This window comes from Streptomyces piniterrae, from assembly GCF_005048155.1.
GTDB classification, from domain to species: Bacteria; Actinomycetota; Actinomycetes; order Streptomycetales; family Streptomycetaceae; genus Streptomyces; species Streptomyces piniterrae.
On record NZ_SUMB01000007.1, the window covers coordinates 78993 to 100573 of the forward strand.

At 73.2% G+C, this 21581-nt stretch carries 18 protein-coding genes and 1 riboswitch; of the genes, 8 read left to right on the forward strand and 10 right to left on the reverse strand.

Annotation, left to right across the window (positions count from 1 at the left end; translation table 11 throughout):
* Positions 1 to 45: 45 nt before the first annotated feature.
* The 4 genes from pknB to thiO all read right to left on the reverse strand — a co-directional run bounded on the left by pknB (position 46) and on the right by thiO (position 4546).
* Positions 46 to 2070, reverse strand: a complete 2025-nt coding sequence (gene pknB / locus FCH28_RS20800; RefSeq protein ID WP_136741584.1) for a Stk1 family PASTA domain-containing Ser/Thr kinase — start codon at positions 2068 to 2070, stop codon at positions 46 to 48.
* Between the two features lie 137 nt (positions 2071 to 2207).
* The gene (locus tag FCH28_RS20805) at positions 2208 to 3032 is read right to left on the reverse strand and encodes a thiazole synthase (protein ID WP_136741868.1); all 825 of its coding nucleotides are present in this window, start codon (positions 3030 to 3032) and stop codon (positions 2208 to 2210) included.
* A gap of 27 nt (positions 3033 to 3059) precedes the next feature.
* Positions 3060 to 3284: a sulfur carrier protein ThiS gene (thiS, locus tag FCH28_RS20810; protein WP_136741585.1), complete on the reverse strand. Its 225-nt coding sequence runs from the start codon at positions 3282 to 3284 to the stop codon at positions 3060 to 3062.
* Positions 3281 to 4546, reverse strand: a complete 1266-nt coding sequence (gene thiO / locus FCH28_RS20815) for a glycine oxidase ThiO (protein ID WP_187363886.1) — start codon at positions 4544 to 4546, stop codon at positions 3281 to 3283. The genes thiS and thiO overlap by 4 nt, the downstream gene beginning before the upstream one ends.
* Positions 4544 to 4656, reverse strand: a riboswitch (TPP riboswitch). (Overlaps the previous gene by 3 nt.)
* A gap of 155 nt (positions 4657 to 4811) precedes the next feature.
* On the opposite strand from thiO, the gene FCH28_RS20820 reads away from it, so the two are divergent.
* The 5 genes from FCH28_RS20820 to FCH28_RS20840 all read left to right on the forward strand — a co-directional run bounded on the left by FCH28_RS20820 (position 4812) and on the right by FCH28_RS20840 (position 9545).
* The gene (locus tag FCH28_RS20820; RefSeq protein WP_136741586.1) at positions 4812 to 6053 is read left to right on the forward strand and encodes an NAD(P)/FAD-dependent oxidoreductase; all 1242 of its coding nucleotides are present in this window, start codon (positions 4812 to 4814) and stop codon (positions 6051 to 6053) included.
* A 113-nt stretch (positions 6054 to 6166) separates the two neighbouring features.
* Complete coding sequence (locus tag FCH28_RS20825; RefSeq protein ID WP_136741587.1) at positions 6167 to 6532, forward strand: Rv2175c family DNA-binding protein; 366 nt, start codon at positions 6167 to 6169, stop codon at positions 6530 to 6532.
* 131 nt (positions 6533 to 6663) lie between these two features.
* Positions 6664 to 7314 (forward strand): thiamine phosphate synthase, encoded by a 651-nt coding sequence (gene thiE, locus FCH28_RS20830; RefSeq protein ID WP_136741588.1) that lies wholly within the window; start codon positions 6664 to 6666, stop codon positions 7312 to 7314.
* Between the two features lie 167 nt (positions 7315 to 7481).
* A complete protein-coding gene (gene metF, locus FCH28_RS20835) occupies positions 7482 to 8399 on the forward strand; it encodes a methylenetetrahydrofolate reductase [NAD(P)H] (protein WP_136741589.1) in 918 nt (305 codons plus the stop codon).
* Positions 8400 to 8435: 36 nt separating this feature from the next.
* The gene (locus FCH28_RS20840; protein ID WP_136741590.1) at positions 8436 to 9545 is read left to right on the forward strand and encodes a hypothetical protein; all 1110 of its coding nucleotides are present in this window, start codon (positions 8436 to 8438) and stop codon (positions 9543 to 9545) included.
* A gap of 93 nt (positions 9546 to 9638) precedes the next feature.
* On the opposite strand, the gene FCH28_RS20845 is transcribed toward FCH28_RS20840, so the two are convergent.
* The 5 genes from FCH28_RS20845 to FCH28_RS20865 form a co-directional block, all read right to left on the reverse strand.
* Positions 9639 to 11144 (reverse strand): phytoene desaturase family protein, encoded by a 1506-nt coding sequence (locus FCH28_RS20845; RefSeq protein WP_136741591.1) that lies wholly within the window; start codon positions 11142 to 11144, stop codon positions 9639 to 9641.
* 86 nt (positions 11145 to 11230) lie between these two features.
* Positions 11231 to 11848: a DUF4126 domain-containing protein gene (locus tag FCH28_RS20850; protein WP_136741592.1), complete on the reverse strand. Its 618-nt coding sequence runs from the start codon at positions 11846 to 11848 to the stop codon at positions 11231 to 11233.
* Positions 11849 to 12212: 364 nt separating this feature from the next.
* Positions 12213 to 12827: a TetR/AcrR family transcriptional regulator gene (locus FCH28_RS20855; RefSeq protein WP_136741593.1), complete on the reverse strand. Its 615-nt coding sequence runs from the start codon at positions 12825 to 12827 to the stop codon at positions 12213 to 12215.
* Between the two features lie 35 nt (positions 12828 to 12862).
* Positions 12863 to 15070, reverse strand: a complete 2208-nt coding sequence (locus FCH28_RS20860) for a YhgE/Pip domain-containing protein (RefSeq protein ID WP_136741594.1) — start codon at positions 15068 to 15070, stop codon at positions 12863 to 12865.
* Positions 15042 to 15914 carry an ATP-binding cassette domain-containing protein gene (locus FCH28_RS20865; RefSeq protein ID WP_136741595.1) on the reverse strand — a complete coding sequence of 291 codons (873 nt, stop codon included), beginning with the start codon at positions 15912 to 15914 and terminating at the stop codon, positions 15042 to 15044. The genes FCH28_RS20860 and FCH28_RS20865 overlap by 29 nt, the downstream gene beginning before the upstream one ends.
* Before the next feature lie 279 nt (positions 15915 to 16193).
* On the opposite strand from FCH28_RS20865, the gene FCH28_RS20870 reads away from it, so the two are divergent.
* The 3 genes from FCH28_RS20870 (at position 16194) to FCH28_RS20880 (ending at position 18386) form a co-directional block, all read left to right on the forward strand.
* Positions 16194 to 16679 carry an SAV_6107 family HEPN domain-containing protein gene (locus FCH28_RS20870; RefSeq protein WP_136741596.1) on the forward strand — a complete coding sequence of 162 codons (486 nt, stop codon included), beginning with the start codon at positions 16194 to 16196 and terminating at the stop codon, positions 16677 to 16679.
* 274 nt (positions 16680 to 16953) lie between these two features.
* Positions 16954 to 17709, forward strand: coding sequence for a methyltransferase (locus FCH28_RS20875; protein WP_136741597.1), 756 nt, complete (start codon positions 16954 to 16956; stop codon positions 17707 to 17709).
* Positions 17710 to 17978: 269 nt separating this feature from the next.
* Positions 17979 to 18386 (forward strand): DUF3040 domain-containing protein, encoded by a 408-nt coding sequence (locus FCH28_RS20880; protein ID WP_136741598.1) that lies wholly within the window; start codon positions 17979 to 17981, stop codon positions 18384 to 18386.
* 478 nt (positions 18387 to 18864) lie between these two features.
* Here FCH28_RS20880 and FCH28_RS20885 read toward each other — a convergent pair whose 3' ends face one another.
* Positions 18865 to 21303 carry a transglutaminase TgpA family protein gene (locus tag FCH28_RS20885; RefSeq protein WP_136741599.1) on the reverse strand — a complete coding sequence of 813 codons (2439 nt, stop codon included), beginning with the start codon at positions 21301 to 21303 and terminating at the stop codon, positions 18865 to 18867.
* Positions 21304 to 21581 lie beyond the last annotated feature (278 nt).

Genomic DNA, 21581 nt, shown 5'->3' on the forward strand with positions numbered 1-21581 from the left:
GGGTCCCCGACACCGCTCCCCGACCGCGCGGGAACCTCGCCCCCGTTACAGCGCTCCCTTGAGCTTGATGGTGATCGTGCTGCCCTTCGGCGCCTGCTCCTCGCCCTCGACCGACTGGCTCTCGACCTCGTCCTGGGGGAAGAGGAACGGCTTCTTCACCTCGACCCGGAAGCCGCGATCCGTCAGCGTCTTCCTGGCGTCCGCCTCGCTCTGACCGGTGACGTCCGGGACGGTGACCATCTCAGGGCCCTTGGAGAGCGTGAGGGTGACGGTGTCGCCCTTGCCCAGTTCGGTGTTCTCATCGGGCGACTGCTGGGCGATGGTGCCCCGGTCCTCCTGGGAGAACACCGGCCGGGCCGCGAACTTCACCTTGAAGCCCTCGTCACGCAGCGTCTCCACGGCGTCCGCCCGGTCGTCGCCGATCACATCGGGCACCTGCACGGCGGGGCCACGGCTGATGGTGAGCGCCACCGCCGTATCGGGGTGCCGCTTGGTGCCCGGGGCCGGGTCCGTACGGATCACCGAGCCCTTGGCGACGTCCGCGTCGAACTCCCGGCGCTCGGTGCCCGGGGCCAGCCCGAGGTCGCGCAGTTTGCGCTTGGCGTCAGCGACCGGGGTGCCGGACAGCTCGGGGATCGTGACGATCTCCGGGCCGCGGGAGATGGTGAGGGTGACCGTGCCCGTACCGCGGATCTGCCGGCCGGTCGCCGGGTCCGTGGCCATGACATGGCCGCGCGCCACGGTCGCGCTGAAGTCCCGCTTCACCTTCACGCCCAGGCCCTCGTCCCGCAGCGTCTTCTCCGCCTTGGCCTGCGGCATGTCCAGCACCGCCGGGACGGTCGTGAACTGGCCGATATTGATGTACCAGACGCCGGTGCCCACCCCGAGGACGAGCAGGACGGCCGCGACGATGGTGAGCAGCCGGTGCCGCTGGAGCAGCCCGCCACGGGGCGCCGCGGCGGCCACCGGGCGCAGCCGCGTCGTCTGGTCCGTCGGCGCCGCGGCCGGCGGCGGCACCTCCAGCCGGCTGGTGCGGTTGAGCCCGTCCCCGGTCTCCTCGACGGGCAGCGGCATCTGGACGCCGCCGATCCGCGGGAGCACGTCCGTGCGCTCGGCGTCGCCGCCCTCCCCCACTCTCGACTTCGCTCGAGCGGGGGGACCCCCATCGGAGCCCTGGGCGGGCGTCTCCTTGGCCTGCGGCGGCACGACGTCCAGCTGCGCGTCGGTCAGCTCGGCGCGGGCCGCGCGGGAGCGGGACAGCAGGGCCACCGCGTCCTGCGGGCGCTGCTGCGGATCGCGGGCGGTGGCCAGCGCCACCAGGTCGTCCAGCTGCGGCGCCAGACCGGGCACGAGCTCGGACGGCGGCAGCACGTCCTCGTGCAGATGCTGGTAGAGGATCTGCGCCGCGGAGCCGCCGGTGTGCGGCTTGCCGCCGGTCAGCATCTCGTAGAGCACCACACCGCAGGCGTAGACATCCACCCGGGTGTCCGCGGTGCCGTGCTCCATCTGCTCGGGGGCCAGATAGGAGACCGTCCCCAGGACCGAGCCCGTCGAGGCGGTGGTGTTGGTGTCCACGGCGCGCACCAGACCGAAGTCGGCGACCTTGACCCGGCCGTCGTCGCCGATCAGGACGTTCTCCGGCTTCATGTCGCGGTGCACCAGGCCGGCGCGGTGCGCGGCGCCCAGGGCGGCGAGGACCGGCTCCAGGATGTCCAGCGCGGCCCGCGGCTGCAGCGCGCCCCGCTCGCGGAGCACGTCGCGCAGTGTGCACCCCGCGACGTACTCCATCGCCAGATAGACGTATGTGCCGTCCGTGCCCTGGTCGAAGACGCCGACCACGTTCGGGTGCGACAGGCGCGCGACCGACTTCGCCTCACGGATGAACCGGTCGACGAACGCGTCGTCCATGGCGAGGGTCGGGTGCATCACCTTCAGCGCGAGCACACGGTCGAGCCGGGTGTCCATGGCCCGGTAGACCGTGGCCATCCCGCCGGCGGCGATGCGCGCCTGGACGCGGTAGCGGCCGTCGAGCAGCTGGCCCACGAGTGGGTCCTGGAGGGTCGTATCCACGGCAGACGAGTCTACGAGCAAGCACCGACAGGTCTCACGCCCCGGCCGCTCCCCGGCCGTACTGCAGCCGAACGGTGACAGGAACATGGCTTCCTGGCGGGAACACGGCCTCGTCCGCCCCGCCTCCGCCGCGCCGCTCAGAACGCCGGCCGCTCCGGATCCAGCTCCGCCACGCCCTCCGTCGGCGACGACGCCTGCGCGAAGTGGCGGCGCGGGATCCGGCCCGCGCGGTACGCCAGCCGGCCCGCCTCGACCGCGTGCCGCATCGCCGCGGCCATCAGCTCCGGCTCCTGCGCCCGGGTCACCGCGGACGCCAGCATCACCGCGGCGCAGCCCAGCTCCATCGCCAGTGCGGCGTCCGAGGCGGTGCCCGCGCCCGCGTCCAGCACGACGGGGACGGTGGCGCGCTCGGTGATCAGCTGGAAGTTGTGCGGATTGCGGATGCCGAGACCGGAGCCGATCGGCGAGCCCAGCGGCATGATCGCGGCGCAGCCGACGTCCTCCAGCTTCCGGGCCAGCACCGGATCGTCGTTCGTATAGGGCAGCACCGTGAAACCGTCGTCCACCAGGGTCTCGGCGGCGTCCAGCAGCTCGATCGGGTCGGGCAGCAGGGTCCGCTCGTCGGCGACGACCTCCAGCTTGACCCAGTCGGTGCCGAGCGCTTCCCGGGCGAGCCGGGCGGTGAGCACCGCCTCGCCCGCGGTGAAGCAGCCCGCGGTGTTCGGCAGCACCCGGATCCCGTGCCGTTGCAGTACGGACAGCACCGAGCCCTGCACGGTCGGGTCCAGCCGCCGCATGGCGACCGTCGTCAGTTCCGTGCCGGAGGCGAGCAGCGCGCGTTCCAGGACGTCGAGGCTGGGCGCGCCGCCGGTGCCCATGATCAGGCGGGACCGGAAGGTGGTGCCGGCGATGGTGAGGGCGTCGGGGGCCGCCGCATCGGCTGTGCCGGTTGCCTCGGTCATGTCTGCGGTTTCGGTCATGTCTGCGGATCAGCCTCCCTGGACCGCGGTGAGCACTTCGACGCGGTCGCCGTCGCCGAGGGCGGTGGCGGGCCACTGGGTGCGCGGCACCACGGTCTCGTTGACCGCGGCGGCCACCCCGCCAGGCGCCGTGGAGAGGGTCGCGACGAGCCGGTCGAGGGTGAGGCCGCCGGGGATCTCGCGGGCCTCCCCGTTGACGGACACGGAAACGGTGTGGCCACCGGGGGCGCTCATACGGGCTGCTCCTCTGGGACGCGGGCGCCTGCCGGCCCGTGGACGGCCGCGGCGGGGAACCGCGCGGGGGAGAACGGGCGGGCCTCCTCCGGGAGGTTCCCGGTGGCCAGCGCCTCGGCCATCGCCTCACCGGTGACCGGCGTCAGCAGCACCCCGTTGCGGAAGTGCCCGGTGGCCAGGTGGAGGCCGGGCAGCGCGGACGGGCCGAGCAGCGGGGCGTTGTCGGGGGAGGTGGGGCGCAGCCCGGCGCAGGTCTCGACCAGCGGCAGCTCGGTGATGCCGGGGACCAGCTCGTGCGCGTCCCGCAGCAGCTCGTAGACGCCGCCCGCGGTGACGGTGGTGTCCCAGCCCAGCTCCTCGCTGGTGGCGCCGACGACCAGTTCGCCGTTCTCCCGGGGCACCAGATAGAGCGGCCCGCCCCGTACGACGGCCCGTACGGTGCGCGACAGGAAGGCGGGCCCGCCGGCCGGTGCGTCCGGCATGCGCAGTCGCAGTACCTGTCCCTTGACCGGCCGCACCGGAGGCAGCACGTCCTCGGGTACGCCGGCCAGCCGCCCGCTGTGGCTGCCTCCGGCCAGCACCGTCTGACCGGCCGACAGCCGTGTGCCGTCGTCGAGTTCGACGCCCGAGGCGCGCCCCCCGGAGACCGTCAGCCGCTTCGCCCAGCCACGGTGGAAGGCCACCCCGGCCCGCTCGCAGGCGATCAGCAGGGCGCTGGCCAGTCGGCGCGGATCGACCTGGTGGTCGCCGTCCACCCGGAGACCGCCGCGCACCCCGGGGGCCAGCATCGGCTCCAGCCGGCGGCACTCGCGCCCCGAGAGCCACTGCGAGTCCAGTCCGGAGCGGGTCTGCAGGGCGTGCAGTTCGCGCAGATGGGCGCGGTCGTCGGCGTCCAGGGCGACGGCGAGGGTGCCGCACCGCCGGTAGCCGATCCGCTGCCCGCTGGCCTCCTCCAGCTCCGCCGTGAACCGTGGATAGCGGCCCGCGGAGGCGAGGTTGAGGCCGAGCAGGGTCTGCTCGCCGAAGTGCAGCTCGGTGACCGCGGCCAGCATGCCGGCCGCGACCCGGGCGGCGCCGCCGCCGGGCGCGGGGTCGGCCACGGCCACGGTGAGCCCACGGGCGGCCGCCTTCCAGGCCGTGACCAGCCCGATGATCCCGCCCCCGATGACGAGCACGTCGGGGTGCCCGGACGGGGTCGCCGATGAGATGGACGACGAGATGGATGCGGTGGATGACGTCGGTGTTGTGGCAGGTGGATGCATGGGCGTCCAGCCCCTCCCTTCGCCGGCATGACCCGGATCAGGTTCGTACGGTCGGAGGCCGGCCAGCCTCCCTCTCAGCCCGGTGCGTCCGGGCTCCCGCGAGTGCGTGCATCGGTCACCCTAATACGGGCCCGCGACGCGCCGTAAGGGAGCGCCCCGGGGTCCCGCGGGGGCGGCGCCCCGAGGCGGCCGATCGTGACGGTGTGTCAGAGATCTCCTTGCGCGCTGCTGCGAGCGGCGCGACACACCGTCCTACAGTGATCGGGTGAGCGAGCACAGCACGTCCTCCCAGGCCCCTGACCGCACGCCGCGCGTCGTGATCGTCGGCGCGGGAATAGCGGGTGTGCAGACCGCGGTCGCCCTCCGTGAGCAGGGCTGGCGCGGTGCGATCACACTGCTCGGCGACGAGCCCCACCAGCCCTACGACCGCCCACCGCTGTCCAAGGCCCTGCTGCTCGGCAAGGCCGACGGCGCCGCCTTCGACATCGACTTCGGCGCGCTCGGCATCGAGCTGCACCTGGCCCGCCGGGTCACCGCCCTGCGCCCCGACGCGCATGTCGTCGAGACCGCCGAGGGGCCCATCCCGTACGACTACGCGGTGCTCGCGACCGGCGCCGATCCGGTCGTGCTGCCCGGCAGCGAAGGGGTGCCCGGCGTCCATCTGCTGCGCACCCTGGACGACGCCGAGCGGCTGCGCCCGGTGCTCGCCGGCCAGCACAAGATCGTGGTCGTCGGGGCCGGCTGGATCGGCGCGGAGTTCGCGACCGCGGCCCGCGAGGCGGGCTGCGCGGTCACCGTCGTCGAGGCCGCCGACCGCCCGCTGGCCGGCGCGCTGCCCGCCGAGGTCGCCGCCCATATGACCGACTGGTACGCGGACGCCGGGGCCGATCTGCGCACCGGAGTCTCGGTCGCGTCCGTGGCGCCGGGCGCGGTCACCCTCGCGGACGGTACGACGCTCTCCGCCGACGCCGTGGTCGTCGGGATCGGCGCCCGGCCGGCCACCGGCTGGCTGGCAGGATCCGGCGTCGCCCTGTCGCCCGAGGACGGATCCGTGCTGGCCGACGAGCACCTGTGCACCTCCGTCCCCGACGTCTACGCGGTCGGCGACTGCGCCTCCTTCCCGTCCGCCCGCTACGGCCGCCGCCTCTTGATCCACCACTGGGACAACGCCCTCCAGGGCCCCCGTACGGTCGCCGAGAACATCGCCCGCGAGCCCGCGGAGGGCCTGGCCTACGACCCGGTCCCGTACTTCTGGTCCGAGCAGTTCGGCCGGTTCGTGCAGTACGCGGGCCACCACTCGGCCGCCGACGAGCTGGTCTGGCGCGGCGACCCGACCGGCGCCGCCTGGTCGGTGGTCTGGCTGCGGGACGGCCGGCTGGTCGCGCTGCTCGCCGTGGGCCGGCCGAGGGACCTCGCACAGGGGCGCAAGCTCATCGAGCGGGGCGCCGCCCTGGACCGGCAGCGCGCCGCGGACGCGTCCGTCTCGCTGAAGTCGGCGGTGAGCTAGGCCTGTCCGATGCTGCCCGACGGGTCATGGCCGGGCCCGCCGCGGGCGGGGCGCCACCCCCTGATGGCGATGCCCGGCTACCGGCTGTCAGTGCGAGGTGGCAGGCTTGTCCTGTGACCGAGATTGACGCAAACATCGATGGACTCGTCCCCGCCTGGCTCACCCTCCCCGACATCGCCGAAGAGATCGGCGTCGAGGTGACGCGCGTCCGGCAGCTGGTCAAGGAGGGCCAGCTGATCGCGGTGCGCCGCGGCGAGAACAGGGCGCTTCAGGTGCCGGCCGATTTCATCAAGGACGGCAAGGTCGTCAAGGGCCTCGTCGGGACCCTGACGCTCCTGCGCGACGACGGCTTCGCCGACGACGAGATGCTGGAGTGGCTCTTCACCCCTGATGACTCCCTGCCCGGCACCCCGGCGCAGGCACTGCGCGAGAATCGCGGCACGGAGGTGAAGCGCCGGGCCCAGGCGCTCGCCGTCTGAACCGCCCGGCGCGGCCGCGCGCCCAGCCGGGCGTTCCTCAGCAACCGCACCATCATCCGTAACCGCACCCGAGGGGCGTACGGACCGGAAAGCCCGGCCCGTACGCCCCTGACCTGGGGGGAAACCACCCGATGAGCACCGCACGACAGGCCCTGTCCGACGCCCGGCTGTATCTGTGCACGGACGCCCGCACGCGCCAGGGCGACCTCCCGCAGTTCCTGGACGCGGTGCTGTCCTCGGGTGTGGACATCGTCCAGCTGCGCGACAAGGGCATGGAGGCCGGCGAGGAGCTCAGGCATCTGGAGGTCTTCGCAGACGCCTGCCGGCGGCACGGCAAGCTGCTGGCGGTCAACGACCGTGCGGACGTCGCGCACGCCATAGCCGCCGATGTGCTGCATCTGGGGCAGGGCGATCTGCCGGTCCCGGCCGCCCGCGCCATCCTCGGCACGGACGTCCTCGTGGGCCGCTCCACCCACGCCGAGGCCGAGGTGGACGCCGCGGTCGCCGAGGCGGGGGTGGACTACTTCTGCACCGGCCCGTGCTGGCCCACGCCCACCAAGCCGGGCCGCCACGCCCCCGGCCTCGACCTGGTCCGTTACACCGCCTCGCGTGCCCCCGAGCGCCCCTGGTTCGCCATCGGCGGGATCGACGCCGGCAATCTGGACGAGGTGCTGGAGGCGGGCGCCCGCCGCGTCGTGGTGGTCCGCGCGATCACCGAGGCGGACGACCCGGGGGCCGCGGCCGCGGACCTGGCGAAGCGCGTACGGGCCCTGGGCGCCTGACGTCGGAGACCGGAAATGGAACCCGGGGTGCGTCGGCTGCCGGTCCGGCGGCGCTTTCTGTACGGCCGATGGCCGGGAAATGTCCAACCAGTGGACATGAAACCGGCTAATCAGGCATAACGCCGCTGGCGGTTGGTGTGTGCCTGCCCGGTGGCTAACCTGCCGGTATGGCCCTAGGTACAGCTTCCACCAGGACTGATCGCGCCCGTACCGTGCGTGAGCTGCTGGCTTCCGGCAAGCAGTCATATTCGTTCGAGTTCGCCGCCCCGAAGACCGAGAAGGGCGAGCGGACCCTGTGGAACGCCATTCGCCGGATCGAGGCCGTCTCCCCGACCTTTGTCTCCGTGACGTATGGAGCCGGCGGCACCTCCCGTGAGGGCACGGTGCGCGCCACCGAACGCATCGCCACCGACACCACCCTGACGCCGGTCGCCCACCTCACCGCCGTCAACCACTCCCTGGCCGACCTGCGCAACGTCATCGGGCAGTACGCCGACGCCGGCATCCGCAACATGCTCGCACTGCGCGGCGACCCGCCCGGCGACCCGATGGGCGAATGGGTGCGGCACCCCGAAGGCGTCTCGTACGCCGCCGACCTGGTCCGGCTGATCAAGGAGTCCGGCGACTTCTGCGTCGGCGTCGCCGCCTTCCCCGAGATGCACCCCCGCTCGACGGACTGGGACACGGACGTGGCCCACTTCGTCGACAAGTGCCGGGCGGGCGCGGACTTCGCGATCACCCAGATGTTCTTCTACGCCGAGGACTATCTCCGGCTCCGCGACCGGGTCAGCGACGCCGGCTGCGCGACGCCGATCATCCCGGAGATCATGCCGGTCACGAACGTGCGCCAGATCGAGCGTTTCGCGCAGCTCAGCAACGCCGCCTTCCCACCCGAGCTCGCCGACCGCATCCTCGCCGTCAAGGACGACCCGGCGGCTGTACGCTCCATTGGGATCGAGTACGCGACGGAACTGTGTGCGCGCTTGATGGCCGAGGGCGTTCCCGGGCTGCACTTCATTACCCTGAACCACTCCACGGCAACGCTGGAAATCTACGAGAATCTGGGTCTGCACCAGCAGTCCTGATCACGGTGGCCGGAAACCGGCGGAAGAGGGGCGTACATGGGCTGGACGGTCCTCTACATCGCGTTCGGCCTCGTTGCTCTGTGGCTCCTCGGTGAGGTCCTGCTCCAGTACAAGGCCCGGCTGCGCTGGCGGCTGCTCGCCTTCTCCGGCTTCATCGGTGTGGTGGTCGGCGTCATCATCCCCTCGGTGATCGTGATCGGGGTCGGTGCCATCGCCTTCGCGATCGGGCAGACCAATGTGACGCTCTCCTTCAAGCGCGGCTTCTCGACCGGCTGGGCGCTGGGCGGGAAGCCGGGGGAGAGCCGGCGCCGCCGGGGCCGCTCCAGCGGCGCGCCCGCCCAGCCGACCCTTCAGGTCTCCGACCTGGAAGCCGTGCCGCTGGACGGCGGCACCGGCCAGGGCGGCGACCAGGGGGCGTACGACGGGCAGGACGCCTACCAGGGCGTCCAGGACGGCTATGCCGGGCAGGGCGCGGCCTACACCGCGACCGACGGCTACGCCGGCCAGGACCCGTACCAGACCCAGCAGCAGACCTACCCGGGCCTCGACGACGGCTACGCCCAGCAGCAGCCCTACGGCGCCCAGGACGGCTACGCCCGCGCGGAGGCCACCGCCGTCTACGCCCCGCAGCCGCTGCCCGACGAGACCGGGCAGTACGGCGTCTACAGCCCCGACGCCCGCACCCAGCAGCCCGACTACTCCGCCCACGACACGTACGGCACCGCCGCCGGCAACGGAAACAGCGACGGCAACGGCTATGCGTACGGCGCCGGTTACGGCCAGAACGGCACCGGCCAGGACGCCTACGCCGACCCCTACGCGGCGTACGGCGACGGCCAGGGCCAGGGCCAGCAGGCGCCCTACTCCGACCCGTACCTCGGCACCCAGCAGTACGCGGCGCAGTACGACCCGTACGAGCAGCTGGACCCCTATGGGCAGCCGGCCTACGCCCCGCAGCAGCCGTACGACCCCCTGCAGTCCGACGGCCAGGGCCAGCCGCTGGGGCAGAACCCGGGCCAGGGATACGGCGAGACACCGCCCGGCGGGGTGTGGGTCCCGCAGCAGCGCGGCGGCGAACTCCCGCCCGAGCAGCCGCCCTACCCGCCCTACCAGCAGGGCTACGACGAGCAGCAGTACCGCTACTGAGCCGCCGGAGCGGCGGCGGTCAGCGGGGCTGTCGGCACGCTCCGGCAACGCCGCGCGGTGCCGCACCGGACGCCGCGGCCGCCCCGCTGGGCCTCATGCCGACCCGCGCCAGTCCTCGCCGTTCACGATGAGACCCGCGACGATCGCGCCGGACATCCCGGCATGGGCCGGCCCGCCGCCCGGATGCGACCGGCCGCCGACCGCGTAGAGCCCCGGTATCCGGGTGCGGTTGGCGGGCCGCAGAAAGCGGCCTTCCCGCCCCGCCAGCGCCGGTCCGGCCACCGGCTCGTCGTCGGCGGGCGGCAGCACCTCCCGCCACAGCAGCCGCTCCCGCAGCCCCGGCACCGCGGCCTCGGCGCGCTCGACCAGCCGGTCGGCAGCCGCCTCCGCGGCCTCGCGGTCCCATGGGCCGCCCGCGGCCACCGTCGCGCTCAGCGTCACGGCCTCGTGGTCGTCGTCGGGCCGGGACGCGGGGTCGTCCGGCCGCAGCACCGTCACCGTAGGCCCGTGGCACACCGCCCGCGGGCCCGCACCCTCCCCGAACACGGCCGCCAGCTCGGCCGCGCGGTCCTCGCCGTGCACCACCGTCCGGTGCGCGGCGTCCCCCGGCCGCGCGCCACGCAGCGCCAGCGCCACCGTGAACCGCCCAGGAGCCCTCTCCGGACGGACCTCAGGACCGACGTCCTCCGCGCCCCACAACGGCCCGCCCGGCACCATCGCCGCCAGCCGGACCGGATCGCCGCCCGCGACCACGAACTCCGCGCCGGCCACCTGCCCGTCGGCCAGCTCGACGCCCGCCGCCCGGCCGTCCTTCTCGACTATCCCGGTCACCTCCGCACCGAAGGTGAACTCCACCCTGCGGGCCAGACAGCGCTCGTACAGCGCATCCGCCAGCGCCCGCATGCCGCCGCGCGCGTACCAACTCCCGAAGGTCTGCTCCATATACGGCAGCACCGCGGCGCTCGCCGGGGCGCTGCGCGGGTCGAAGCCGTACGCCAGCGCATGGCTCTCCAGCAGCGCGACCAGCCGGGGGTCGGCCAGTTCGCGGCGGGCGACCTCGGCGAGGGTGGCCGTCGTCGGGCCCTTGCCGCGGCCGAACAGCCCGCGCCTGCGCACCGCCGGATACGGATCGCGCCCCAGCACCTGCCAGTCGGGCCGCAGCGGCTCCTCCAGAAGCGGCCGGCGGGTGGCGTCCCAGGCGTCGCGGGCCCGGTTGACGAAGGCGCTCCAGCGCTCGCCGGCGCCCGCGCCCAGCGCGCCGTCCAGCGCCTCGACGACCCCGGCCCGCGAGGCGTTCGGCAGCGAGACCGCGGTGCCGTCGGCGAAGACATGGCGGCTCGCCGGGTCGACCTGCGACAGCTCGACGCAGCTCTCCAGCGGCTCACGGCCGGTCTTGACGAACAGATCCCGGTAGACCGCCGGCAGATGCAGCAGACCGGGCCCCGTATCGAACGCGAAGCCGTCCCGCTCGAACCGCCGCAGCGCGCCGCCATACGTCGCGCCACGCTCGAACACCGCCACCCGGTGGCCGGCGACGGCCAGCCGGGCAGCGGCCGCCATCGCGCCCATCCCGGCGCCGATCACCGCAATCCCTGCCATGCCAGCGACTTTAACCGGGCCCACCGACAACGCCCGCACGGCGGTGGTTCGGCAGCCGGGCCGCCGCCCCCGCCGAGCCGTCCCGGCTACTGGCGCGCCGCCGCACCCGCCACCGCGGCCGCCCGCTTCTCCGCGCGCCGCAACCGCCTGCGCCGCAGGAACCGGCGGATCCGCGACCACAGGAAGATCACCAGCGTGATGCCCGCGAGCAGCAGCGTGCCCGCGATGACCGCCGCCGCCACCGGGTGGAACACGGCGAACGCGATCAGCCCGGCGACCCCCAGATCCTCGACGATGCTCAGCACGATGTTGCTCGCGGGCTCCGGCGAGGTGTTGACCGCGATCCGCGTACCCGCCTTCACCAGATGGCTCAGCAGCGCCGTGGAGCCGCCCACGGCGCCCGCCGCCAGCTGGGGCAGCGAACCGTCGTGCCCGGCCAGCAGCGCCGCCACCACGGCGCCCGCGACGGGCCGCACCACCGTGTGCACGGCGTCCCACACCGAGTCCACGTACGGGACCTTGTCGGCGACGGCCTCCACGAGGAACAGCACCCCCGCGACGATCAGCACATCGGGGCGCTGCAGCGCGGCCGGCACCTCGTCGGTGACGCCGGTCGCGCCGAGCAGGCCGAAGAGCAGGACGACGGCATAGGCGTTGATCCCACTCGCCCAGCCACTGGTGAAAACCAACGGGAGAACAGACACGGGGGAGAGCGTAGGCGAGCGCTGGGCCTCGGTGCTCAGGTTTGAGTATCCGTACTCAGACGCCCAGATGAGTAGGTACGCGGATGGGCCGGAACCCCTCCGGACGGAAGAGTGGGGACCACGGAAGGGACGCGGCGCCGCACCGCCGACACGGGGCGGCGGAACGGCGCGGCTCCCGACCGTGACGGGGGAAGTACGGGGGCTCCACGGGGGGACACGGGGGAGCACGGGGGAAGCGCTGTCCTGGTCGGATCGGAGGGGGAACGATCTGCGCCAGGGCAGCGCACTCTTTTGTGTCGGGGCCACGGGCCGTGCTGTGTGCGCGCCGTACCGACCATACGGCGCGCATGCACGCCCCCCGCGGCTAGCACTGGCGGCCGGTCACCCGCCCCTGGAGGAGCCGCGACAGCGCCGCGTGCACATCGTCGATCGACCGGTCCGGCTGGTACGACTGCCAGTCCAGGGCGGCCACCAGCACCATCCCGAACAGCGCCGACGCGGTCAGCGGAATATCGATCTCCTCGCTCAGCTCCTCATTGGCCACCGCCTCCCGCAGCACGTCCTCCACCACGGTGATGGCCCGCTGGCGGACCACCATCAGGGTCGACTGCCAGGCGCGGTTGGTGCGCCACAGCTCGGCCACATAGAGCTGGGTGAGCGCCGGGTAGCGGGAGATGAAGTCCAGACCGGCCCGGATCATCGCGTCCAGGGCGTCGATCCGGCTGCCGCCCCGGTCGGCCACCTCGTCCGCGGCCGCCTGCAGCGAGGTCGCCAGCAGCTCGATGCCGTGCCGCAGCAGCTCCTCGAAGAGAACGTTCTTGCTCGCGAAGTTGTAGTAGACGGTGCCCTTCGCGACGCCCGCCCGCTCGGCGATCTCGTCCACCGTCGTGGAGGAGAAGCCCTGTTCGGCGATGAGCGTGACCGCGGCCTCGAAAAGTTTGCGCCGGGTGGCGTCGCGGCGTGTATTGGAGCTGTCCATGGGGGCGATTGTGCCGGTCCCGGCGGTCTGCTCGCTCACAGGCTCAGCTCCGGATGGAGGTCCTTCATCCGCACCACCTGGCGGCCACGGGCCGACAGAGAGGTCAGCGCGAGCGCCCCCACGGTGAACGCGAGCAGCACCGCACTGCCCTGCCATACGGGTTCGAGGCCACCGCCCGTGATGAGCCGGCGCAGCCCCTCCACGATGTAACTCATGGGCAGGAAGGGGTGGATGGCGCCGAAGAAGCCGGGACTGGTCTGCACCGGGTACGTACCGCCCGCCGACGTCAGCTGGAGCATCAGCAGCGCCAGGACCAGGATCCGGCCGGCCGGTCCGAACTGCGCGTTCAGCCACTGCACGATCGCCGAGAAACAGGCCGTGACCAGCACAAGGAAGCCGATCGTGCCGGCCTCGCCGGCCATCCGGAGCCCCAGCCCGAAGTGCAGAACGGACATCAGGGCCACGGTCTGCAGCACCCCGATCGCGACCACCGGCAGCCACCCGGACAGCGCCACCCGCCAGGACGACGCGCCCATCGTCAGCGCCCTCCGGTTGAGGGGCTTGATCAGCATGTACGCCACCATGGCGCCGACCCACAGGGACAGCGGAATGAAGTACGGGGCGAACCCGGTGCCGTAGTTGGGCGCCTTGTGGGCCGAGTCCGAAGCGAGCTGCACCGGGTCGGACATGACCAGGGTGCGCGCGTCGCGGTCCTGCTTGCCGTAGTCGGGAATCCGCTTCGCCCCGTCGTGCAGCCCGCCGGCCAGCTTCGCGGAGCCGTCCGAGAGCTTGAACATGCCGCCGTTCAGCGTCTGCGCGCCGTCCTTGAGCCTGCCCACGCCCGAGTCGAGGTCGCCCATACCGGTGGAGGCGCGACCGGTCCCGCTGTGCAGCTGGTCCGCGCCGTCCGCCAGCCTGCCCGCGCCGTCGGCGAGTTGATCCGTACCGGCGGCCAACTTGCGCGCGCCCGCCGACACTTTGTGGGCACCGTCGTTCAGGTCGTTGATCTTCTTGACCGCGGCGTCCATGTCGGCGCCCAGGGTCGGCCCGTGCTCGGCCAGCTCACCGGCCAGATAGTGCAGCGTGTCCAGGTCCTTGCCGAGCTGGTCGAGGTTCTTCTGGTCGTGGACGTACCCGCTGACCTCCTCGGCCTTGTCCGCCGCGGCGTCCGCCTGCTCCGTGATGCGCTTCAGCTCGGCACAGGAGGTGTCGAGGGTCAGCCCGCTCTCGCAGCGCGCCCGGTAGAAGCTCCCGAGGTGGTCGGAGATGCCCCGGGAGAGCTCCGCCCCGGTGGCGGCCGCGGCAGGCAGCTTGTCCAGGTGGTCACGGACCGCCTGCGAGCCGTCGGCGACCAGCCGCGCGGCCTCGCCGATCTCCTTGCCGTGCGCGTGGATGAAGGGCCCCACCTTCTCGGCCATCCCGTTGACCTTGTCGGCGAGCTGCTGGGTGCCCTGTGCCACCCGCCCGGAACCGTCGGCCACCTGGTGCGAGCCGCCGGCCGCGGCGTCCGCCCCGCGGGCGAGGTCGGCGCTGCCTCGGGTGAGCCGCCCGGCGCCCTCGTCGAGGTCCCCGAGGCCCTCGACCAGCCGGCCGCTGCCGTGCTTCGCGGTGCCCAGTCCGTCGGCCAGTCTGCCGGTGCCGTCCTTGGCCTTCCCGATGCCGTCCTTCAGTTTGTCGGCGCCGTCCGCGGCCTCCTCCGTCTTGCCGTGCAGCGTCGAGAAGGAGACGAAGATCTTGTCGAGGAACGTCCGCGCGGCCTTCTTGGAGGCGGCGGAGCGCACCTCGGAGAACACCGTCCGGGAGATCTGCCCGACGATGTAGTTGTTCGCGTCGTTCGTCCGCACCTTGAGGGCGCTGGTCTCCGGGTGGTCCCCGGCGCTGGAGGCGATCCGCCGGCTGAAGTCCTCCGGGATGGACAGCGAGAGGAAGTACGAGCCGTCCTCGACGCCCTTGCCGGCGTCGCCGGCGTCCACGGTGTGCCAGTCGAAGACATGGCTGTCGCGCAGCCCCTCGACGATGCTGTCGCCCGCCGATATGCGTTTGCCGTCGACGTCGGCGCCCTTGTCCTCGTTGACCAGGGCGACCGGGATCCGGTCCAGCCGCCCGTACGGGTCCCAGAAGGACCACAGGTAGAGCGCGCCGTACAGGAGCGGCAGGAGCAGCAGCGCGGCCAGCGCCGCGCGCGGCATCTTCCCCCTGCCGAACCGCTTCAGCTCAAGCGCGGCCAGCTTCGGCGAGCGCATCGGCCGCCCCCTCCTCGTCGTCGCGAACGTCCTCCTGGGCGGCGGTGGTCTCCCCGGCCGCGGTCTCCCCGGCGGCAGCCGTGGCCTCCCCGGCTGCGGCCGTGGTCTCCTGGGCGGCGTCCCGCTCCGCGGGGCCGGTGCGCACCCGTACCAGGCGGGTGCCCTCCTCACCGCCCTCCGGCGGCTCGCTGCACACCGCGAGGACCGTCGTGCCGGCCGCCGCCAGGCCGCGCAGCATCGCCCAGGCAGCGGCCCGTTCGCCGTCGGACAGCTTCAGATCGGTGTCGTCCACGGCCAGCAACCGGGGGCCGCCGATCATCGCCAGCGCCACGGACAGCCGCAGCGCCTCCAGCCGCTCCAGATCGCGCACCGACGTACGGATCCCCTTGGGCAGCGACTCCACCTCCAGGCCGGCCGCCGTGAGCGCGGCGTCCACCAGGGCGCGGGCCTCGGCCCTGCGCTCCTGGCGCGGCCGCAGCAGCCCGCGCAGCGAACCGCCGAACCGCCCCTGGAGCAGGGCGCGTTCCCGCAGATGCTCGCCCACGGTCAGCGCGGGATCGAGCTCGGCGATGCCGGGCACATGGGCGAGCGCGCTGACCGCCCGGACCGCGGCCATCTTCTTGGGCAGCGGCAGCCCGCCGACCTCGGCGGTGCCGGCGGCGGTCTTCATCCGCCCGGTGAGCGCGAGCAGCAGACATGTACGGCCGGAACCCGAAGGGCCCTGTACGGCGATCAGCGAGCCGGGCTCCGCCGCGATGTCGATGCCCTGGAACGCCCATCCGCGGGGGCCCTTGACCCCGAAACCCGCGGCCGTGACCGCCGCCCCGTGCGGGGTGCTGTCCACGATGCCTCCTTGTACTGACTGGTCAGTACAAAAGCTAGGCGCTCATGTCGGTCTCCGCAAGGGGGCGCGGGAAATCCGCGCGCGATCCGCCGGAGAACCGCGGGACGCCCGTCCGCGCCGGCCCCTGCCGCGACCGGCCCGGAACCACCCCGAGCCTCTCCCCATCCCGGCGAAACAGCAGGTCAGGGCCGATTGTCAGTGGCGTACCCCACGATGGGGTCATACGGTCCCGAATCGGCATTCGGTCCCGAACCGGCATGCGACGACAGGAGGTTCGTCATGGCAGCTCGTCCCGCATCGGGCAGCTCCGCTGCGTACGGTCCCCCGAGCGATGTCCACCCCGTCCTGCGGCGGACGGCAGCGCCACCCGCCGCCCTCGATCTCCTCGCCAAGGCCCAGCACGGCCTGGCCGAGGCGCAGACCCTGGAAACCCCCAACGAGCGGTTCGCCACGGCCCATCTCGCCGCGCTGCGCACCGCGGCCGCCGTGCTCGCCGTCCGAGGCAGGCCGGAGAGCACGATGCGCCGAAGGCAGCGTATCCGCAGCGCCTGGGAGGTTCTCCCGGAGGTCGCTCCCGAACTCGCCGAGTGGAGTGCCCTGTTCGCCGCGGGAGCCCCCCGACGGGCCAAGGCCGAAGCGGGCATAGCCGGCGCCGCGAGCCACCGTGACGCCGACGATCTGCTCCGGGACGCGGACATGTTCCTGCGCCTCGTGGAGCGCATGCTCCTGCTCCAGCCGTCCCTGCCACCACAGCGAGCGGTCTGAGGGCCTGAGGGTCTGGGGGGAGGGGAGGGGAGCGGCGAGGAGAGGGGGCGGGCGGGGAGGCGGCTGGGGAGGGGCGGGGCAGGGCCGTCGCGGCGCCCGGCGGAGGTGGGGTGCGGGGGTGGGGTGGGGGGGCGGGGCCCCCGGGGGGAGGGAGGGGAAGGAGACGTACGGCCCCCGCCGCAGCCCGCGGGCATCCGGGAACGTGATCGGGGCCCGGAACGCAATAGGGTGGTGAGCGCTAGATGTTCATGCCCCCGCCGAGGAGCCACCCGCCGTGTCTGACCCGCTGCGCCCGCGCGCATCCCTTCGTACCGCCGTGGTCTGGGAGGTCCTCAAGGACGCCCTGGAGCGCCGGGTCAAGGCCGCCGGCCGGGAGGCCCTGGACGTCCTCGACACCGGAGGGGGCACCGGGAACTTCGCCGTGCCGGTGGCCCGCCTCGGCCACCGGGTCACGGTTGTCGACCCCAGCCCCAACGCCCTCTTCGCCCTGGAACGCCGGGCCGCGGAGGCCGGCGTCGCCGACCAGGTGCGCGCGGTCCAGGGCGACGCCCACGGCCTCTTCGACGTCGTCGAGCGCGGCGGCTACGACGCCGTCCTGTGCCACGGTGTGCTGGAGTACGTCGACGACCCGGCCGAGGGCGTCCGCAACGCCGTCGACGCGCTGCGCCCGGCCGGCACCCTCAGCCTGCTCGCCGCCGGCCTCGGCGGCGCGGTGCTCGCCCGCGCCCTCGCCGGCCACTTCGCCGAGGCCCAGCACGCCCTCACCGACCCGGCCGGACGCTGGGGCGAGGGCGACCCGGTGCCGCGCCGCTTCACCGCCGAACAGCTCACCGCGCTGGTCTCCCTGACCGGCCTGACCGTCGGCGCGGTGCACGGCGTACGGGTCTTCGCCGACCTGGTGCCCGGCGTGCTCGTCGACACCGAGCCGGGTGCCATGGAGGCGCTGCTCAAGCTGGAAGCCGCCGCCGCCGAGCAGCCTGCCTTCCACTCCGTCGCGACCCAGCTGCACGTCCTCGCCGAGCGCGACTGACCGCACCGCGGCCCCCACCAGCCGCACGGCCACCGCGTGCAGTCGGCCACAGGCCACCCGATCAGCCCCTTCTCCCCGTATGATCGGGGTACGAGGTTCCGGCATGACGGACAGGCGGGTGGGGAATGCAGCCAGCATCACCACCGGCAGCCGCAGCGGCCCGGACAGTGAACTGGCGCAGAGGGGCGGGTTTCACGGGGGCGATTCCCTGCCTATCCTGAAAGGGTCGCACCCGGTCGCCCCCCGCGACCGACGAGTAGGAGGTCTCCGTGCCGCTCTCGGAGCACGAGCAGCGCATGCTCGAGCAAATGGAGCGAGCGCTGTACGCCGAAGATCCCAAGTTCGCGACAGCGCTTGAGGGAAGCGGGCTGCGTACGTACACCCGGCGACGGGTCTACCAAGCGGTCGCGGGCTTCCTGGTGGGTATCGCGCTGCTCATGGCCGGAATGGTCTGGCAGCAGATCTGGATCAGCGTGGTGGGCTTCCTCGTCATGCTCGGCTGTGCGGTGCTGGCAGTCACCGGATGGCGTAAGGCCCCCAAAGCGGGTGAGCAGGCCGGCGCGGGCGCCGGCGGTGCCGCGGGTGGGCCCGCGCGTCGCCAGGCCAAGCCGCGGCGCTCGATGATGAACCGTATCGAGGACCGCTGGCAGCGTCGCCGCGACGAACAAGGCCACTGATCCCACAGGGCCGCCGCCGACAAACAAAGCCTCTGGCGAGTAACGCCGCCAGCGCATAAAACCCCTGACGGACGAAGCCATTGACGACTGGGTCAATGGCTTCGCCGGGCTTCAGGGCCCCATCGTCTCGTCGGGGCTCGTCAGGGCGTCGGAGAATTATCGCTCTCGGGCCCTGATCCGCGAATTTCCGCACTGCGGCCGGACAGGACCGAATCGCTGCCCTGATGTCCTCACCGAGGACAATCAATACCGATTTCTTCGCATTCTCCGGGTTCTTCGGCTCCTCCGGAAACTCCGGAACTTCGGGCCTGCCTGCCATGTATTCCGGGTTTCGGATTCCCGCGGGTCTTCGGATTCCCGCGGCGTTGGATTCTCCGTTATCCGATCTCCGTCCTTGGTTCTCCGCGGTTCGTGTTTCTCATGTTGGCCGGGAAAAGCGCCTCGGCCGCCCCGATTCCGGCCGGCGCGGCCGCGGCGGCTAGGCCCGCTGCCGTCCTGGCCGGAGGGCGGCCGCCGCGCGCCGGGCCGTGGTGACCGGGCGGCTGGTGGCGCAGCGGACGAGGAAGGCCGTCCAGCGGGCGGAGACGGCCCACAGGACGCGGACCGCGGAGCGGGGGGCGAGCAGGGCGCGCAGTCGCAGGCCGCGGGTCGCCTTGGTGTGGAGTCCGGTCCGTACCCGTGTCACGTCCGCGGCGAGGCCATCGGCTGGGCGTGGCTGCGGGGCGTACAGCGCCTGCTCGACGGCGGCCGCCACCCGGTGGGCGGCCTCCGCGTCCTCCGGCGACAGCTCCCCGATGCGGGCGATCCGGGCGGCCGCCTTGCGCGGGGTCAGCGAGTCGTCCGGCAGGATGCCGTAGTCCCAGCCGGTGTCCAGGAGCTCCCGCCAGGCGGCGAGGGTGCCCGCCGTCCGGTCACCGTCCGGCCCGCCGTCCGCCAGCCTCCGGGATCGCGTACGGACACGCCACAGCAGCGGCAGCGCGGGCAACAGCAGGACGAGCAGCGCGGCGAGAGAGATCCCGGCCACGGCCCAGGGGGACGGGCCGCCGTCGGAGGGGCGGGCGCCCGATTCGGCGGGCAACTGGACACACGCCGATCCCGTTCCGGAGCGCTCACCCGGGCCGCAGGTCGGGTCGGCGGAAGGCTCGTCCGAGGGGGCCGCCGGCTGGCTGGGTTCCGGTGCGGGGCGGCCGGGGTCGCCGGTGTTCGCGGTGTCGGGGTAGCTGTAGTCGGGGGTGTTGCCGCGGCTCGGCGTCGGCTCGAAACGGGTCCAGCCGATGCCCTGGAAATACAGCTCGGGCCAGGCGTGCGCGTCCTTGAGGCCGACCGATGTCGTGCCGTCCGGCTGCTTGGAGCCCGGTGTGAAGCCGACCGCGACCCGGGCCGGTATGCCCAGCGTCCGCGCCATCGCCGCCATCGAGAAGGAGAAGTGGACGCAGAAGCCCTGCTTCTGCTCCAGGAAACGGGCTATCGCCTCGCTGCCGCTGCCGGCCCGGACATCGGTGTCGTAGGTGAAGCCCCCGTAGAGCGCGAACCACTCCTGCAGCTTGACGGCCTTCTCGTACGCGTTCCGCGCGCCGTGGGTGACCTTCCGCGCGGTCGTCCGCACCACGGGCGGCAGGGAGCGCGGCACCTTGGTGTACTCGCGCCGCAGCCGCTCGGGCGGTGCCGGGGCGTCGGCCAGCTGGCGGGGCGTGGGCCGGACTTGGAGACTCTCGACCTGGTACTGGACGCCGCGGGTGTTCTGGCCGCGGTCGCCGACGAGGGTGCGGCCCTGGGGCTCGAACCGCCAGCGCCCGGGAATGTCCACCCTGGACGCCGGATAGGGGAGCGGCAGCCAGTTCTGGGCGTACCACTCGGCGGTCGAGATGGAGGTGTTGATCCGCTCCAGGTCCACCGTGGGGCCGAGGCCCGGCGGTTGCGGCAGCTGGTCGGGGACGTCGGTGACCGTGCGCTCGGACGGTTTCCAGGCCGTGCCGTCGAACTGGTCGAGGGCGACGATCCGCAGATACAGGTCGCGGGTGTCGGCGGCGGTCGTGCGGTAGTTGAGGACTTCCTTGTCCGCCGGCTGGTTGAGGCTGTTCTGCAGCGACACCAGCGGGTTCACGGCGGAGATGGTGCCGCCACCGCCTCCGGGGCCCTGACCGTCGCTGGGCGGGCCGAGCAGCCCGCCGCCCAGCGACGGCAGTGCCGCGGGCACCACCAGCGCGATCCCGAGCACCAGGGCGCCGATCCTGCGGCCCGTACGGACCGGGGCGGGCGCCGGTATGCCGGGCCCGGCGGCGAAGCCCTGACCGCCGCCCGGCCGTGCCGTACCGGAGCCCGCGGCGCCGAACACCCGGCCCCACTGGGAGAGCCGGTCGCGGCCCTCGGCGAGCAGGAGCAGCAGATAGCCGGCCGCCGCTATCAGGAACCACAGCCAGCCCGCGCCGCCCTGGGACAGCCCCGCGGCCACCGAATACAGCGCGAGCAGCGGCAGCCCGGCGGGGGCGGCGCTGCGGTACGTCACCGCCAGGGCGTCCACGACCAGGCCGATGACCAGGACGCCGCCGACGAGCAGCAGCCGGATGCCGGGCGTGAGCGGGGCGGGTATGGCGTATCGCCCGACGTCCTGGATGCCGTTCCGCACCAGCTGGCCGAAGGCGGCCAGGGCGTCCGGGCCCGGCAGCAGCCCGCCGATCGCCTGGCCGCGGGTGAAGAGCAGGGTCAGCAGCAGCAGGCCGGTCAGCGCCTGTGCGCCGATGGTCAGCGGTCTGGCCAGCGGGATGCGGCGGGTCAGCGCCCCTACGCCGGTCACGATGCCGAGCAGGATGACCGCCTCGAACACCCAGGTGACCGGATCCACCAGGGGCAGCAGCGCGCAGGCCGCGCACAGGCTCGCCACCGTCGCGCACAGCGTCAGCCGCGCCCGCCCACTCATGCCGAAACCTCGCTTCGCTCGGGACCGCCGGCGGGGTGTCCGCGCCGGGAGTCGGTCCGACGGTGGGGGAGGGGCGCGGGGGCGGGCGGCGGCAGGAGGCGTCCGCCGACCACCCGCAGGCCGATGCCGCCCCGGTATGCCGAGTCCGCACCCGTCACGCCCCGGAAGGGCACGCCTCCGTACGCCCGGCCCCCATACGCCACGGCCTCACATGCCGAGCGCCCATAAGCCCAGCCCCCGTGTGCCCAGCCCCCGTAAAGCATGTGCCTCGCGCCCCC